At 41.0% G+C, this 17,628-nt stretch carries 12 protein-coding genes and 1 pseudogene; 6 read left to right on the top strand and 7 right to left on the bottom strand.

Translation table 11 applies throughout. The features are described 5' to 3' along the window. Positions 1-686 precede the first annotated feature (686 nt). From gltB to EJ103_RS10035, 3 genes are all read left to right on the top strand, one after another. Positions 687-5,144, top strand: coding sequence for a glutamate synthase large subunit (gltB, locus tag EJ103_RS10045; RefSeq protein WP_126007499.1), 4,458 nt, complete (start codon positions 687-689; stop codon positions 5,142-5,144). A gap of 9 nt (positions 5,145-5,153) precedes the next feature. Next, positions 5,154-6,569, top strand: a complete 1,416-nt coding sequence (locus EJ103_RS10040; RefSeq protein ID WP_126007497.1) for an FAD-dependent oxidoreductase — start codon at positions 5,154-5,156, stop codon at positions 6,567-6,569. A gap of 220 nt (positions 6,570-6,789) precedes the next feature. Beyond that, entirely contained in the window at positions 6,790-7,809 is a 1,020-nt protein-coding gene (locus EJ103_RS10035; protein ID WP_241232267.1) for a GGDEF domain-containing protein, read from the top strand. 12 nt (positions 7,810-7,821) lie between these two features. Here the strand turns inward: EJ103_RS10035 and EJ103_RS10030 are convergent, their stop codons facing one another. From EJ103_RS10030 to nadK, 4 genes are all read right to left on the bottom strand, one after another. After that, positions 7,822-8,133, bottom strand: coding sequence for a hypothetical protein (locus EJ103_RS10030; protein WP_004588106.1), 312 nt, complete (start codon positions 8,131-8,133; stop codon positions 7,822-7,824). 37 nt (positions 8,134-8,170) lie between these two features. Beyond that, the gene (recN, locus tag EJ103_RS10025; protein ID WP_126007495.1) at positions 8,171-9,844 is read right to left on the bottom strand and encodes a DNA repair protein RecN; all 1,674 of its coding nucleotides are present in this window, start codon (positions 9,842-9,844) and stop codon (positions 8,171-8,173) included. A gap of 75 nt (positions 9,845-9,919) precedes the next feature. Then, on the bottom strand, positions 9,920-10,486 hold the full coding sequence (locus EJ103_RS10020; RefSeq protein WP_126007493.1) for a hypothetical protein: 567 nt from the start codon (positions 10,484-10,486) through the stop codon (positions 9,920-9,922). 75 nt (positions 10,487-10,561) lie between these two features. Then, the gene (nadK, locus tag EJ103_RS10015) at positions 10,562-11,446 is read right to left on the bottom strand and encodes an NAD(+) kinase (RefSeq protein WP_004588103.1); all 885 of its coding nucleotides are present in this window, start codon (positions 11,444-11,446) and stop codon (positions 10,562-10,564) included. Positions 11,447-11,730: 284 nt separating this feature from the next. On the opposite strand from nadK, the gene EJ103_RS10010 reads away from it, so the two are divergent. Together EJ103_RS10010 and grpE are read left to right on the top strand one after the other, a co-directional pair. Further along, on the top strand, positions 11,731-12,696 hold the full coding sequence (locus EJ103_RS10010) for an HrcA family transcriptional regulator (RefSeq protein WP_031289855.1): 966 nt from the start codon (positions 11,731-11,733) through the stop codon (positions 12,694-12,696). A 58-nt stretch (positions 12,697-12,754) separates the two neighbouring features. Further along, positions 12,755-13,369, top strand: a complete 615-nt coding sequence (gene grpE / locus EJ103_RS10005; RefSeq protein WP_024033377.1) for a nucleotide exchange factor GrpE — start codon at positions 12,755-12,757, stop codon at positions 13,367-13,369. A gap of 28 nt (positions 13,370-13,397) precedes the next feature. On the opposite strand, the pseudogene EJ103_RS10000 reads toward grpE, so the two are convergent. Continuing rightward, a pseudogene (locus tag EJ103_RS10000) lies at positions 13,398-14,494 on the bottom strand (Bcr/CflA family efflux MFS transporter). Between the two features lie 295 nt (positions 14,495-14,789). Here EJ103_RS10000 and EJ103_RS09995 point away from each other — a divergent pair. Continuing rightward, complete coding sequence (locus tag EJ103_RS09995) at positions 14,790-15,587, top strand: M48 family metallopeptidase (protein WP_004588099.1); 798 nt, start codon at positions 14,790-14,792, stop codon at positions 15,585-15,587. 71 nt (positions 15,588-15,658) lie between these two features. Here the strand turns inward: EJ103_RS09995 and EJ103_RS09990 are convergent, their stop codons facing one another. Then, complete coding sequence (locus tag EJ103_RS09990) at positions 15,659-16,672, bottom strand: alpha/beta hydrolase (protein ID WP_126007491.1); 1,014 nt, start codon at positions 16,670-16,672, stop codon at positions 15,659-15,661. A 161-nt stretch (positions 16,673-16,833) separates the two neighbouring features. Then, positions 16,834-17,622, bottom strand: a complete 789-nt coding sequence (locus EJ103_RS09985) for a nucleoside-binding protein (RefSeq protein WP_096739431.1) — start codon at positions 17,620-17,622, stop codon at positions 16,834-16,836. Positions 17,623-17,628: the final 6 nt, after the last annotated feature.

The raw sequence follows: 17,628 nt of genomic DNA, 5'->3' as shown, positions 1-17,628 counted from the left end.
GTGCTCCTAGTCAGGATAAGTAAGCAACAAAGCTACTTATATAAGCGCGAATTTTAATTAAAATATGAGTTTTATATCAATGCGCAATAAGACGTAATCAATTTACGGGGCTAAATGTGTCGCTATCTGCGTTAAATAATTCTTTTTTAGAACAACCAAATAGCGAGTTTTTTGCCCAGCTATCAACACGTTTTTCCAGCCTTACAATAGTTCGCTCAATCAAGCGAATTGGTATTAAATAAAAATTCACTACATCTGCACTAAAAACGACACCACAATTAATAACTATACTAATGAACGCTAAAAAAGCGTGATCCTAAACCTCTAATTTATTTAAAACGCATTAAACTATCTAAATGTTAACTGAACCTGTGGGAAATTAGTGAATACTTATTCATTGCTTTGGTGCTTTACGTTTACGTAAAGGGCATTGCTTTAACGCCTTTGTTTTTACAAAATGTTAAAATTGACACCAGTGTCATGAAAAAATAACGCGCAAATAAGCGCTAAATGTTAAAACTTATGGGTAAAAAAGAAATCTTGCCTTGAAGTGAGAAATATTCAAGAATGTGAATATGTATTCAAAATAATATTGACTCTATTTACTATAGAGGCTAGTTTTGTGCGTCTGTTAGCAAATCGTCGAGCAGTTCATTCACGTTAACAGTGCAGCAAGGGAGGGGTCTATGTTATACGACTCAACATTAGAAAAAGATAATTGTGGCTTTGGCTTAATAGCCCAAGTAAATGGTCAAGCTAGTCATCGGCTTATTCGTACAGCTATTACTGGACTTGATCGCATGCAGCACCGCGGTGGTATTTCTGCCGATGGTAAAACAGGTGACGGCTGTGGTTTATTACTACAAAAACCTGACAGTTTTTTCCGTGCTATTGCGAGTGAGCATAATTGGCACTTAGGTAAAAATTACGCCGTAGGCATGGTTTTCTTAAATTCAGATCCCGTTTTAGCACAAGCTGCAAAACAGGTTTTATGTGAAGAATTAGAACAAGAAACACTTAAAATACTCGGTTGGCGTGAAGTGCCTACTGACCCTTCAATGCTAGGGCCAATTGCTACACAGCAATTACCTGGTTTTGAGCAAATTTTTGTTAGTGCGCCTGAAGGATGGCGTTCTAAAGATTTAGAGCGACGTTTATATGTAGCACGTCGCCGTGCAGAAAAGCGTTTAGCAGAGGATGAGTCGTTTTATATTGCGAGTTTATCGGGGTTAGTGACTATCTACAAAGGCCTTATGATGCCTGCAGATTTACCTAACTTTTATTTAGACTTAGCTGATATTCGTATGACCAGCGCTATTTGTGTATTCCATCAGCGTTTTTCTACTAATACTCAGCCCCGTTGGCCTTTAGCACAACCGTTTAGGTATTTAGCGCATAATGGTGAAATTAATACCATTGAAGGTAACCGCCAATGGGCTCGTGCACGTTCGTATAAGTTTTCATCGCCACTTATTCCTGATTTACAAAGTGCAGCGCCGTTTGTAAACGAAACCGGCTCTGACTCTTCAAGCTTAGATAACATGCTGGAGCTGTTTTTAGCAGGTGGCATGGATTTATTCCGTGCTATGCGTATGCTTGTGCCACCTGCATGGCAGAAGAACCGTGCTATGGATGATGACTTACGCGCATTTTACGACTTTAACTCTATGCACATGGAACCGTGGGATGGCCCTGCGGGCATTGTTATGTCTGATGGGCGTTTTGCAGCCTGTAACCTTGACAGAAATGGCCTGCGTCCAGCGCGCTATGTTATTACTCAAGATGGCTTTATTACACTTGCCTCTGAGGTAGGGATTTGGGATTACACTGCAGATGAAGTGGTCGAAAAAGGCCGTGTAGGACCAGGTGAGCTTTTAGTAATTGATACTAAATTAGGCAAAATTTGGCACTCAGACGAAATCGACCAAGATTTAAAATCGCGTCATCCTTATAAGTCATGGCTTGAAGAAAACGTTAAACGTTTAACCCCGTTTGAAGAGCTTACCGAGCAAGATGCGGGTAATCGCTCATTTGATGACGAAACACTTGTTAAATACCAAAAAATGTTTGGTTACACTAACGAAGAGCTCGATAGTGTTATTCGCGTAATGGGTGAAAACGGCCAAGAAGCAACAGGCTCTATGGGTGATGACACGCCATTTGCAGTACTTAGCGAAGGGCATCGTTCATTGTACGATTACTTCCGCCAAAAGTTTGCACAAGTGACTAACCCGCCAATAGACCCGCTGCGTGAAAACCACGTAATGTCACTGGCAACGTGTATTGGTAGTGAGCAAAATGTATTTAATGAAACCACAGGCCACGCTAAGCGCCTACAGTTTGATACGCCAATTTTAATGTATGCAGACATGCAGCAGCTACTAAATGCCGATGACGAGCATTACAGCTACTGTAAAATTGATATTACATACACAGCAGAGGAAGGTTTAGAAAAAGCGGTTGCACGTATTTGCGACGCTGCACAAGAAAAAGCAGCAGCCGGCTGTGTAATGCTTATTTTATCTGACCGTAACTTTAGCGAAACCGAATTACCAATTCCTGCTGCTATGGCGGTAGGTGCTGTACAAAAACGTCTAGTAGATAATAACTTACGTTGTGAGTCTAATATTATTATTGAAACGGGTAGCGTACGCGATGCACACCAATTTGCCGTATTACTTGGTTTTGGTGCAACCGCAATTTACCCATACCTTGCATACGAGTCACTGGTTGCGATGAGCGACAGTAAAGTGATTGATAAATCGTACTGCGAAGTGACGCTTTCGTACCGAAAAGCCATTAATAAAGGCTTGTACAAAATTATGTCTAAGATGGGCATAAGCACAATTGCATCGTACCGTTGTTCAATGCTTTTTGAAGCGGTTGGTCTATCTGATGCTATGGTAGACATGTGCTTTAAAGGTGTGGCAAGTCGTATTAAAGGCGCCTGTTTTAGCGATTTTGATATTGATCAGCAAAAACTACATAAACTTGCTTTTAGTAAGCGTAAATTACTGAGCCATGGCGGTTTATTAAAATACGTTCACGGTGGTGAATACCACGCTTACAACCCAGATGTTATTCAAACGCTACAAAAGGCCGTACGTTCAGGCGATTATAAAGACTACGCAGCCTATGCTGATTTAGTTAATAACCGTCCTATTGCAACGCTGCGCGATATGTTAGCGCTTAAATTACCTGAAAAAGGCATTAGCATTGATGATGTTGAGCCGGCTGAATTTTTATACCAGCGCTTTGACTCTGCAGCTATGAGTATTGGTGCACTTTCGCCTGAGGCGCATGAAGCGCTTGCCATTGCAATGAACCGCTTAGGCGGGTGTTCAAATTCTGGTGAAGGCGGCGAAGATAAGCTGCGCTACAACACCGAGAAAAATTCACGTATTAAACAAGTTGCCTCGGGTCGTTTTGGTGTAACGCCGCACTACCTTCGTAATGCGGATGTAATTCAAATTAAAGTGGCGCAGGGTGCTAAACCTGGCGAAGGCGGGCAATTACCAGGCGAAAAAGTAACGCCGTATATTGCAAAACTTCGTTATTCGGTACCCGGTGTAACATTAATTTCACCACCACCGCATCACGATATTTACTCAATTGAAGATTTAGCCCAGCTAATATTCGATTTAAAACAAGTAAACCCAGAAGCGATGATATCGGTGAAGTTAGTATCTGAGCCGGGTGTAGGCACAATTGCCACAGGTGTAGCTAAAGCGTACGCCGACTTAATTACTATCTCAGGTTACGATGGTGGTACAGGGGCAAGCCCATTAACGTCAGTTAAATACGCGGGTAGCCCGTGGGAGCTTGGCCTTGCAGAAACCCAGCAAGCGCTTGTTGAAAATGGTCTTCGTCACCGTATTCGCCTGCAAACAGATGGTGGTTTAAAAACAGGTTTAGATATCATTAAAGCCGCTATTTTAGGTGCAGAGAGCTTTGGCTTTGGTACGGGCCCAATGGTGGCGCTGGGTTGTAAATACTTACGTATTTGTCATTTAAATAACTGTGCGACCGGTGTTGCAACGCAAGATGAAACACTTCGTCAAAAGCATTACCACGGCTTACCAGAAATGGCGATGAACTACTTTAAGTTTATAGCCCAAGAAGCACGTGAAATTATGGCAAGCTTAGGTATTGCTAATCTAACTGACTTAATTGGCCGTTTAGACTTATTAGAAGCGATTGAAGGTAAAACAGCGAAGCAAAAGAAAATAGATTTATCGTCTGTAATTGCTCAGCCAAATAACCCAACGGGCGAAACCTTATTTTGTAGCGCACCAAATAGCTCGCACTATTTAGGCGAACTTAACGAAACGTTACTAGGTAAAGCGCAACAAGCGATTGATACCTCTTCGGGTATTTCGCTAGTAAGCCGCATATGTAATACAGACCGTTCAGTGGGCGCAATGCTGTCGGGTTACATAGCCTCTAAGCACGGCAATCAAGGTATGGCAGCAGATCCAGTATCTATTGAGCTACATGGTACAGCAGGGCAATCATTTGGTGTTTGGAATGCCGGTGGCCTTGAAATGACCCTTATTGGCGATGCAAACGACTACGTGGGTAAAGGCATGGCTGGTGGTAAGCTTGTTATACGGCCACCACTGGGATCATCGTTTGAAAGTCATAAAGCGACTATTGCTGGTAACACATGTTTGTACGGTGCTACGGGTGGTAAGTTATTTGCCGCAGGCTGTGCTGGTGAGCGTTTTGCAGTACGTAACTCTGGCGTGCAAGCCGTTGTTGAAGGCGTAGGTGATAACGGCTGTGAATACATGACTGGCGGCGTTGTATGCGTGCTAGGTAATGTAGGCGTTAACTTTGGTGCGGGTATGACAGGTGGTTTTGCTTATATTTTAGATGAGCGAAGTGACTTTGAAAAACGCATTAATCCAGAGCTTGTAGAAGTAGTAACACTTGATGATTTAAGTTCGCACCAAGAGCATTTGCGTGGCCTAATTGCCGAGCATTTAGAGCTTACGGGTTCATGTCGAGCAGAAACCATTTTAGCTAATTTTGAACTGTACTTACCTATGTTCAAACTAGTTAAACCAAAATCAAGTGATGTAAAAAGTTTACTCGGGCACCGCGCTCGCAGTAGCGCAGAACTTCGTGTTCAAGCGCAATAAGGGGGCAGTATGAGCGAAAATGTATATCAATTTATAGACGTGCAGCGTGTTGATCCGCGCAAAAAACCAATCTCGTCGCGTAAAAAATCTTTCGTGGAAATTTACGAACCCTTTTCTGAGAATCAGGTAAATTCACAAGCTGACCGTTGTTTAGACTGTGGTAACCCTTACTGTGAATGGAAATGTCCAGTGCATAACTACATTCCACAATGGTTAAAACTAATTAGAACTGGCCGTATTTTAGAAGCGGCTGAGCTTTCTCATCGTACAAACAGTTTACCTGAAGTGTGTGGACGCGTTTGTCCACAAGACAGACTGTGTGAAGGTTCATGTACGCTTGATGAAGAGTTTGGCGCAGTAACGATAGGTAATATTGAAAAATACATTACCGATACCGCATTTAAAATGGGCTGGAAACCAGACATGTCATACGTGACATGGACGGATAAAAAAGTAGCTATTATTGGTGCGGGTCCGGCTGGTTTAGGGTGCGCAGATATTTTAGTGCGTAACGGTGTAAAGCCAGTGGTTTTTGACCGTCACCCAGAAATTGGTGGATTACTTACTTTTGGTATCCCTTCTTTTAAACTTGAAAAAGAAGTAATGCAAAAGCGCCGTGAAATTTTCACCGAAATGGGTGTGGAATTTAAGCTAAACGTTGAAGTGGGTGTAGATATCACTATGGACGAAATTTTAGCTGACTACGACGCGGTATTTTTAGGTGTAGGTACGTATCAGAGTATGCGTGCTGGTCTTGAAAACGAAGACGCGCCAGGCGTACACGACGCACTGCCATTTTTAATTGGTAACACAAATCGCGTTATGGGTTACGATGAAAAAAACCAAGCGTGCATTGATATGGCCAATCAAAAGGTTGTGGTACTTGGCGGTGGTGATACCGCGATGGACTGTGTGCGAACGTCTATTCGCCAAAATGCAGCTAAAGTAACTTGTGCTTATCGTCGTGATGAAGAAAATATGCCTGGCTCTAAGCGTGAAGTTAAAAACGCTAAAGAAGAAGGTGTAAACTTTACCTTTAATGTACAGCCAACGGGTATTGTACTTGATGATAATGGCCATGTTGCAGGCGTTAAAATGGTTAAAACGCAACTGGGTGAGCCTGATGAAAACGGCCGTAGCCGAGCAGAAGTTATACCAGGCTCTGAGCACGTACTTGAGGCAGACCAGGTTATTATGGCGTTTGGCTTTAAACCACACAAAATGGACTGGTTAGAAAAGTATGATGTAGAAATTAACCACTGGGGCGGCATTAACGCACCAGAGCAAGGTGAATTTACTCATCAAACAACTAATCCGAAAATATTTGCAGGTGGCGATATAGTGCGAGGCTCTGATTTAGTGGTAACGGCTATTTTTGAAGGGCGTAACGCTGCTGAAGGTATTATGGATTATTTAGAGGTTTAATTATCTCGTTAAGTTTTAAATATAATAAAGGCAAGCCAACTGGCTTGCTTTTTTTTGCTTTTTTTCAAATGAAAAAGTATTAAAAAATTGTCATTAACCAATAATTAACGTGTAAATCTTGCTTAAAGTACTATTTCAGTACAAACTTGCTGCTAACTTCTTTTTTTAAATCCTCGGAAAATGAGCTTTTAAAGCTCGCTTGCAAATAAAAAATAATAATATGAATGCATACTCAGACAACAGAGAAAGAAAGCTAATTGTTCGCTTTTTTTCGACCATCGGATTTATAGCTACCTTCGCTATGGCGTGTAATGCATTGTCTAATGCTGATGTAGTGCTTGGTATTATGCTGCTAGTTTCAGCTGGTTTTTATGCGTGGGCTTTTAGTCTTTACCGCGCAGTCGAAAAATCAGCGACCACCATTTTATATAACCTTTACTGTTTAATGCTGTACTTAGTGATCTCGGGCGGAGCTGAAGGTACTGGGCCAATTTGGATATTTATTGTATCACCGGTGACTTACTCTATTAGAGGCCTTAAAAAAGGAACATTTGATATTGTTGCCTTTTTATTTGCCGTGATCGCCGGCTTTATTATTACAGATAACTTTAATATTTATGATTATCAGCCTGAAGCACTTCCACTAAGGGTGGTCATATCTTTTATTATTGTTGCTTTATTAAGTGGTTTTTATGAGCGCTCACGCGAAAAATACAATGAGAAAATAGTCGCGCTGAGTCAAAAAAATGAGCGCCTTGCCACAATAGATCACTTAACTGATTTACCTAACAGACGTTTTATGATGAAAGAACTTGCTGAGCTTAAACATCTTCATAAAAAAACTAAGCAGCCGTATGTAATTTTGCTAGCTGATGTTGATAATTTCAAAAACATTAATGATAACTACGGCCACGACTTTGGTGATGAAGCGTTAACCCAACTTGCCAATATTTTAAAAAAGAGCATGCCAAAGCAAGGTATTGCATCTCGGTGGGGCGGTGAAGAGTTTTTAATTGCACTACCAAACAGCGACAAAGATCAGGGGCAAAGTATTGCAGAAAAAATTCATGCAGAATTACAAAAAAATCCAGTGCGCATGAATGGAAAATCGGTGGTATTAACTATAAGTATGGGGCTTGTGCAAAGCCAGTTAGATACAACCATAGCCCAAGACATAAAGCTGGCCGACGAACGATTATACAAAGCAAAAGAGCAAGGTAAAAATAGAACTTGCTCTTAACGCTTGTGTTAGTTAATCCATAGAAAAACTATCAAGGTTGGGGCGGCTTTTACTTTTTCGCCGCTGTAAACTTAAATAGCACATTGCACTGCACAGTATCTGTGCTAATAAAAGTAACCATTGATTATTAGCCACTATGTTGCCAATAATAAACCACTGCCAAACACTTACCGTTACTTGATAAACCAATATAAGTTTTAAAAAGCTAAAGAGTTTTAGCTTAAATTCTGCGTGCTTAAACTTACTAAACCCGATAAGTAAAAAGCTTAAAACAACAAGTAGCCACCCAGTAACATGGCAAAAATTTATCAGCATGCTTTGCATTTAAAACGTCTCTCCACTGTTGTAGCAAAAGTATAACTTAGGCGTGCGCCATAATAAGCTCTTTAGCATTTGCTTTAGCGGTTTTACTTATATTATCGCCACCAAGTAAGCGTGCAATTTCATTAATACGGCCATCTTTATTTAGGCTGAGCATTTGAGTAAAGGTCTCGCCTTGTGCTATTTCTTTTGCTACAAAAAACTGCTGATGCGCACTACTTGCAACCTGGGGTAAATGGGTTACACAAATAACCTGTGTTGATTTTCCTAGTTGGCGTAATAACTTCCCTACAGAGGAGGCGGTAGGACCTGATATACCTACATCCACTTCGTCAAAAATAAGCGTTGGTGTTGTCACTTTTTGGGCAATGATCACCTGTATGGCAAGGCTAATACGCGACAGCTCACCACCCGAGGCAACTTTAGCTAAAGGTTGCAATGGCTGCCCTGGGTTAGTAGAGACCAAAAACGAGACGCTATCAAAACCTAATGCATTGGGTTGGCGCTCAGCTTCTTGGGTAAGCTGAATTTCAAAGACCCCATTTTCCATCGATAAATTAGCCATGCTTTCACTAATTAATTGATTTAATGTATTAGCATATTTATGGCGACTTTCGCTTAGCTGATCACTGGCGTGCTGGTATGCACTTAGCGCATTACTTATTTCATCGTCTAATTGCGCCAAACGTGAGCTATTGTTACTAATTGACTCTAGCTCTTGTGTTAAACCTAGATGAAACTCAACCAGCTCTTGAGGCTTTATATGATGCTTACGGGCTAAGTCCATCGCGCCACTTAAGCGCGCTTCTACTTCTGTTAATCGAGCAGGGTCTAAGTCGGCTTGCTCTGCGTAGTTTCTTACTTCTCTGCTTGCTTCTTCAACTTGCACTGCGGCTTCATCTAATAATGCTGCTACACTTGCTAAGCTTTCGTCATAATTTGCAAGCTCGGCAAATTGCTGAGCGCTGTGTTGCAGCATTGAACAGGCATTTTGCTCATCACTTTCGTATAAATGTTGAAGTTCGCGCTGGCAGGCTTCTAAAATGGTTTGGCTATTACTCAGCTTGTAATGTTCGGCTTCTATTTGTTCAAACTCGCCGTCTTGTAAGGCAAACTCATCTAATTCGGCAACTTGGTATTCGAGTAATTGTTTTTGAGCAGCTTGTTGTAATTGCTGTTGCTCAAGCTGTTTAAATTCTTTTTGCAGGTTTGCATATAATTTAAAGCTTTGGCTAACCGCTTTTACAAGCTGGTTATGGCCTGCGTAGGCATCTAGCAGTTGCAGCTGGTGTTCAGCTTTTAAAAGGTGCTGATGAGCGTGCTGTCCGTGTATAGAAATTAAATACTGTCCCAGCTCTTTAAGTTGAGCTGCTGTAACAGCGCTGCCATTAATATAGCTTTTGCTACGGCCATTTTTACATACAACGCGTCTAAGTAGGCATTCGTTGTCGTTACTCGTTAGCATGTGTTGTTCTAAAAATGCTTTAGCAAGAGGAAGGGCAGTTAAATCAAATTGTGCGCACACTTCTGCTTTATCTGTGCCAGGGCGAACCGCCGACGCTTCAGCGCGCTCGCCTAAACACAGTGAAAGTGCATCTATGGCAATCGATTTACCCGCGCCGGTTTCACCCGTGATCGCCGTCATGCCGTTATGCCACTCAGTGCTTAAGTTACTTACAATTGCAAAATTTTTAATTTCTAAACCAATTAACATACTGTTCATCCATCCAGTGAATTAACTGTTAATTTATACAGTGTTTAGGTTTTTTGCAAATTAATTTTTTACTTTTTAAGCAACACTCGCATTTTGAGAAAACTGACTATCAGAGTCAGTACTTTCATCAGAAGGGGTTTCGTCAGTATTTTCAATGCTTTCGCTTGGGTTTTCAGGTATGTCAGTTTTAATTTGTACAATCAATGAGGGTAAAATTTCATGATAAAACGCTTTATTATATAGTATGCCTTGCTGGGGTAACTCACTCACAAAGTACTGTATATTATCTTGAAGCGCTTGGGCGTTTTCACTTTGCAGTGCTTTTTGAAGCTCAATCGAAAGCGTGCTCACTAAGCTGTCGCTAATATCTTCTAAATGTTGCAGGTTTTCATCAGTATGGGGCTGAACCACAAAAAAATTGGCCACAATTGCCTGAATTTGCGCTACATACTTAGGTCTTATTATTTTGGCTTCTAATAAATTGTTTAGCTTGGTTTTGAGGCGAGTGTTTACTTGGGCAATACGTTCGTTAAATTGTTTTTTCTTGGTTTCTAACGCTTTTTTTCTATTGTTTTCAACTCTAATATAAGCGCCAAGCAAAGTGATAAGTAATAACAGAGCAAAGATAACAACATAAGTCATTGCTAGATATTCCTAGTTTGATTAATTTTTATTTGTCTTGTATTTTGCGCTAAAGCACTACGCTTGGCAATAAAATTAGTATAAACGGCTGCCCCAATTAAGTTTAGTACGTAAAACGTTGTAGTAAGAGTAGTTTTTTGGGTGAATTAAGCGCAGTTTTCTGTCGGCTTTTTTAATAACCACTTCATCGCCGGGTAAAACGGCAAGCACTACATGGCTGTCGCAACTGACTTGTAAGCTGTCAGTGTTCTCAAGGCTTAACTTTAAGCGTACCTCGTTATCGGCATCAACCACTAAGGGTCTGCTTGATAATGTATGCGGAAACATAGGCACTAACGAAATTGCATTAAGCTCAGGTGTTAAAATGGGCCCGCCACCCGATAAAGAATAAGCTGTAGAGCCGGTAGGGGTTGATACAATTAAGCCATCAGAGCGCTGAGAAAACACAAAATCATTATTAATAAAAGCTTCAAACTCGATCATGTGGGCAACTTTGTCGGCGTGTAGCACCGCTTCGTTAACGGCTGAATTCGCACTTTTAAGTTCGTTATGGCGGTATACTTCCACCTCGAGCAAAAAGCGTTTTTCTTCTAAATATTCGCCGCTTAACACTTGCTCTAGGCTACCTTCAAAGCCCTCTGGGTTTAAATCGGTTAAAAACCCTAAATTACCTCTGTTTACGCCTATTACAGCTACGTCAAAGCGTGCCAGTACGCGAGCAGCACCAAGCATATTGCCATCACCCCCTACAACAATAGCAAGGTCGGCTTGCTCGCCTAAGCTAACAAGGTCAACTTGATGAGTATCAGGGACATCCGATAACTGCCCACCGGTGCGCTTTTCTACAATCACGGTAAAGCCAAGAGCCGATAAAAAAGTATGTAAACGCTGTAACGTAGCCGCAGCTTTAGGGTGGTTTGGTTTACCTATAAGGCCAATAGTTTTAAACGGTGAGTGCATAACGGCTGCAATAAAAAGTAATAATATTTTTGTAGGGTAACTCAAAACAGAAGTGTTTGAAAACACAGATTTACCAATATGATAATGATTCAATTACGCCTGTATATTGCCAAGCTCACCTAAGAGCTGATTATTGGCTCAACAGATTAAATTACCCCTTTAATTTTTGTATTTAATGCTTAAAAATAGTTGCAGCAGTGTTTTATTGTAATGCATGCAACAACATATTCACTTAAAGCGTGCTTTAGGCTTGAATTTGTTTTAACTGCCCCGATATCTCTTTCATGCAACAAGATGTAGATAACATGAATATAAACCCGCGAGATCAACAAATTTTTTCAGCAGTGATGAGCCTTTATTGTAATGGTGAAGGGTTGCCCGTTCCATCAACAAAAATAGCGAAGCAAAAAGGCATGGCGGTTTGTTCTGCCACGGTACGAAATGCTATGGCGCGACTTGAAAAAGTAGGCTTGTTATATTCCCCTCATACTTCGGCAGGGCGTGTGCCTACAAACCAAGGGTTTGATTATTGGTTTGATGAGTTTTTTCCGTTAGCTGAAATAGCTAATTATTGGCAGCCAAAACAAGCACAACTTGTGGAGCTGGCCCATGGATTAAGTAAAAAGTATCAAGTATGTTGTTGTGTAGGCTTACCTCAAGCAAGCTCGCAACAAGTGTTTAGAGTAGAAGTACTTGAGTTTGATTCTAACGATTGGCTTGTACTGCTAATAGATAGAGCAGGGCAAAGCCACAATATTTGTATCAACAAACCTGATGATTCCTCAGATGCCGTGCGTTATCAATTTGCAACTTGGTTAAACACAGTATTTAGCCAACAAACCTTAATGGAAGGTTTGTACAGAATGCAAGCAATGGCAAACACCGCACCGCGTAATTGCCATGACTCACTGACACAGTGGACGCGCCAGCTTAGTCATAAGCTTGGATCAGATAACAGTATTGTAGTAGGCGAAAACTATTTATATAAAAAGGTCGATTGCGAACAAAGCTTAAATATTGGCGTTTCATTTTTAAATTTTGTCGAAGATAAACTCGCATTTAAAAACGGGGTATCAGTTTTAAACACTGAAAACTTACCGTTTACAGAGTGCAATGAGCTGATAGTAATTAGTGTGCCGTACTTTCAAAATCAAGAGTATCAAAGCCGCTTTTGCGTAATTTGCCCTAAATCGGCGCAAATTGAACAATTAATCCAAGAATTTAAATTATTAGAGCCATCTAACTCTTGAATCTTTTTATTCAATCCCCATAATTACCGCAGTTGTAAAGAATTGGAGCACGTATTTTATGTCTGAGCAGACACAAAACCCAGAGCAAGAAGTAGAACTAAACGAAGAAGTAGCTCAAATGGAAGCTGATGTTGAAGCAGCAGTAGAAGCCGCAGAGCAACACGAAGCAGACCAAGAGCAAAGCCCTGAAGCTGAAATTGCAATGCTATACGCAGAGCTTGAAGCCGCTAAGCAAACCATTGCGGATCAAAAAGACAGCGTTGTACGCGCCGCCGCAGATGTAGATAACATTCGTCGTCGTGCTGCACAAGATGTAGAAAAAGCACATAAATTTGCGCTGGAAAAGTTTGCTAACGAATTACTTCCAGTAATCGATAACCTAGAGCGTGCTATTGAGTTTTCTGATAAAGAAAACGAAACCCTAAAGCCATTGCTTGAAGGTATTGATATGACAGTTAAAAGCTTTAACGATGCGGTTGCAAAGTTTGGCGTTGAAATTGTTAACCCACAAGGTGAGCAATTTAATCCAGAATTCCACCAAGCAATGTCTATCCAACCAAGTAACGATGTTTCACCAAACACGGTACTTGCAGTAATGCAAAAAGGATACACATTAAATGGCCGTTTATTACGCCCTGCAATGGTTATGGTATCTAAAGCAGCAGACGCTTAATTAGTCACTGTTTGTAAAAAATGCCTCATTATGAGGCATTTTTTTTGTCTATTTTATAGTGGATTAACTGCACCAGCATAGTTAATAGCACGGCGCTAAACATTAAGCTTGAAAACGGCACAGCACTTTTTGCATGCACCACCGCAAGCAATGGGCCAACGAGCGCGCCACTGCCAAAGCGCAGCGTTCCAATAACAGCGGTGGCGGTACCGGTGTTTTTTTCAAACTTCATTAATATTAATGAATCAGCATTACTCGCCGTTACCCCTAGGCTCATCATTAAAGGCGCAATGGCCGCTACAATGTAATATAAAGAAAGCTGCAACAAGCTAAACGTAAGCAGTGCCAGCCCAGAGGCAAAGCCACATACAAGCCCTATGTACAGCATTTTTCGAGAGCCAATTCTTGGTACAATTCGGGTATTTAAAAAGTTACCACACATAAGTGCCATGACATTAAATGCGAATAAAATACCAAATAATTGCTCAGATACATTATATAAATCTAGGTATACAAAAGGCACTGAGGTAAAAAGCAAAAAAAGCCAAACGAGACAAACATAGAGCTTAATATGTCTGCACGTGCATCTTTATTACTAAGTACCGTTTTATAGCTGTCGAAAAACAAGGCTAGGCCTTTTTTCTCATTTTTATGAATGGGGATATCAATTAAATACACTTGTACAAACGCTAAAATTAAAAAGCTATAGGCAGCAAGAACCAAAAATATGGTTGACCATACCGAGAACCCTAAAATAAACGAGCCCACAGAGGGGGCAACTAAAGGCGCTACCATCATAATCATAGATACATACGACATGCCTTTAGCGGTGTTTTTTTGATAAATATGCCTAATTACGCCAGGCACAACCACCGTGGCTGCCGCGCCGGTGAATGCTTGCACGGCTCTAAGTACCCAAAAGGTGTGTATTTCGGTGGTAAAAGCCAGCGCAAATGAGCTTGCACCAAATAAGGTTAAGCCAATACGGGCTAGTTTTCGTCGACCGAGTTGATCGGCAATGGGGCCAAAAAATAACATGCCTAGCGAGTAGCCAGCCAAATAAATACTTAGCGAAATTTGTACATTTGGCATAGTGGTTTGTAAATCGTTCGCAATAACCAACATGGCCGGTAAGTACATGTCTATAGCCAGCGGCGTAATAGCAACAATACTGGCTAACAAGGGTAACAAAATTCGGGTATTAAAAGACGAGGCCGAGGCGTCCATGTAGTCACTCAACATTCACTAAAACAAGGCTTATAGTGTAACAGGGCTATGCAAGGGTATAAACTTAGTTTGTCTGGCAAGGTCATTTATTTATTAAAAATAAAAAGTGGCGTTATAAAGAGCAAAGATTCTAAACTGGCACTGTGTTTGCTATTCTACAACTAATAAAAATTAAAGACTTGAAGGAAACACCATGAAAAAACTAGCCCTTGCCTTACTCGCAACCGCAGTTTTAGCCGGCTGTAAAACATCGCCTACGGGGCGTACTCAAATAGCCCTGTATTCAGATCAACAAATGAGTGAAATGGGCACCGCAAGTTTTGCTCAAATGAAGGAATCACAGCCAATCAATAAAGATGCAAAAACCAATGCGTATGTAAATTGTATTGCTGAAAAGGTCGTGGCTGTTTTACCAAAAGAATACGCCTCACAAAATTGGGAAGTCGTGGTATTTGAAGATGAGTCGGCAAATGCCTTTGCATTACCAGGTGGCTATATAGGTGTTCATACGGGGTTATTAAAAATAGCCACCAATCAAGATCAGCTTGCAACCGTACTAGGGCACGAAGTGGGCCACGTTATAGCAGAGCATTCAAATGAGCGTGTATCGCAAAGCTCAATTTTAGATACCGGTATGCAATTAGGCAGCGCTGCGCTTGAAATGGGCAACGTACAATACCGCAACGAAATTATGCAAGGTTTAGGCTTAGGGGCGCAGTACGGCGTAGTTTTACCGTTTAGCCGTTCACACGAATCAGAGGCCGATACCATTGGCTTAGATTTAATGGCGCAGGCTGGCTTTAACCCACAAGAGTCGGTAACGCTTTGGCAAAATATGAGCGCAGCAGGCAGTGGTAGCACACCTGAGTTTTTATCTACTCACCCTGCACCGAGCAATCGAATTAATAATCTACAAGCGCAAATGAGCGAAGCTCTTAGCGAGCAAAGTACGGCTAAATCGCAGGGTAAAAACCCGCAATGTACGCTGTAAATTAGTTTTATATAAAAAGCCCCTGTAAGCAGTTTACTTACAGGGGCTTTATTTTATTAAGCATCAAGCTATTACTCACTTAGTGCTTGTTTAAACACTGCCTTAAATCGCTCAAAATCTTCTACTTGCGGTAAATGACCTAAATTATCAAGTTCAAACAGTTGCGCATCAGGAATAAGCGCAGCAGCGTGTTTCCCTAATTTGTCGTAACGCCCCAGCTGATAATCTATCCCGTCTTTTTTCCAGTTTCGGCCAGGGCCTGTTCTGTCACGCGTACCAATAATTAATTTAACGGGCACCGTTAAGTCTTTAAATTCAGTGATCACCGGTTGGGTAAAAATCATATCGTAGGTTTTAGCGTTAACCCAGGCAATTTGCTCTTTATCTGGGCCTTGTATTTGCCCTGTAATAAAGTCGGTTAATGCTGAATACTGGGTATTCCATTGACCATCGTAATAGTTTTTTTGCTGGTATTTTTTAACACCTTCGGGCGTTTTGTTAAGCTCATTTTTATAAAAAAAGTTGGTGTCTTTGTATTTTACATAGTGTAAGTAGTTTTCAAGCCCTATTGGATTAAGCAAAATCAGTTTAGTGGTTGTATCTGGGTACATTAATGCAAAACGGCTCGCTAGCATTCCCCCCATAGAGTGGCCAACAACAATCGACTTTTCAAGATTTAGCGAGTCCATTAATGCATGTGTATGATGCGCAAGCGCCGCAAATGAATATTGATAGTTAGTGGGCTTTGAAGACTTACCAAAACCAATTTGATCGGGGATCAGCACCCCAAACCCAAGCGACTGTAAGTAACGGGCTGTGGGGCTCCAGTAGTCGGCATTAAAGTTTTTACCGTGCATTAGCGTCACTGTTGGCATATTTTTTTGCGTGGGTTTTAAATAAATATACGCCATTTTTAGCGATTGCTTTTGTGAAGCAATATCAAAATAATTTACTTTAAAATCATACTGGTAATTTGTTAAAAGTGCATCGTAAGAGAGGGTTTTAGAGGGTTCTGTACTTCTGGCAAATGCATTATTAGTAAAGGCTAATAATGCAGACAAACAAATAACTTTAATCGCTGGCATTTCCTTACTCCTATTAAAGGCAAGCACACGGCTTTAATTAAAGTAAGACAATAACTAAGTATTAAAGGGTGTTCAATTAAATAGTTTTCATGGCAAAAAAAGAGCACTGTTTAAGTGCTCCGTTTAAAAGTAATGTTGACTCTGTTTTACACTGTATGGACTTAAAAAGTCCACTCAACGTGTATTTGTGGAACCGATTCAGTGACCTCAGTGCCTAGCTTATTATGCCAGTATTGCAGTTCCATACCCAGTAATAGGGTGTTTTCTTTCATTTCTAACGCGTGGCCCATATCCCATACTAAAATAGGCTGTGCAAGTATCCACGCTTCTACGTCGTTACCAAACTCATCTTCGCGCTCTGCAATGTACTCAGCGTGTCCTTTAAAGCTAAATTTTTGCGAGCCTACGGTAAACGGGTATTCAAAGGCTACATCAAACATCCAGCTGTTAGTTTCAATAGGGGCACCGCCTTTTGCTACGCCTTCACTGTCATCAATATAGGCAGTGACAAGTGTTTGAAAAAAGTTGAACCCAGGTACATCCCAGCTTAATTTAACACCCGGTAGGTATTTCATCATTTTGGCATCGCCGGCAACGTTAATTCCGCCAGTAAGGCCTACATCTAATAATGCACCAGCGCCAATTTTCTCACCGCTAATAGCCGATAAGCTTAGCGTTGAATACCATTCGCCGTAAAAGTCGCTATCTTGGTAGCCGTCGGTTGTATCGTCTTTACTGTAATCAATAAAGAAAAAGTTATCACCGTAATCATAGCCCGATGCATGTTGCAGCGAGTAAACAGTAGTGTCTGATTCTTGCTTGGTAAATGGGTTTTTTTGGTCGCCATTATTAACATGTAATGCGGTACTGCTCCAATTAGCAGCAAGGGCAGAAGATGATAAAGCGATTGACGTAAGGGTAACGAGGGGAAGTATTTTTTTAAATTTCATAATCTA

This window comes from Pseudoalteromonas sp. Xi13, from assembly GCF_003952205.1.
In the GTDB taxonomy this organism is placed as follows: Bacteria; Pseudomonadota; Gammaproteobacteria; order Enterobacterales; family Alteromonadaceae; genus Pseudoalteromonas; species Pseudoalteromonas atlantica.
Note: the sequence above shows the minus strand (reverse complement) of the source record. Positions and strands in the feature narration are given on the sequence as shown.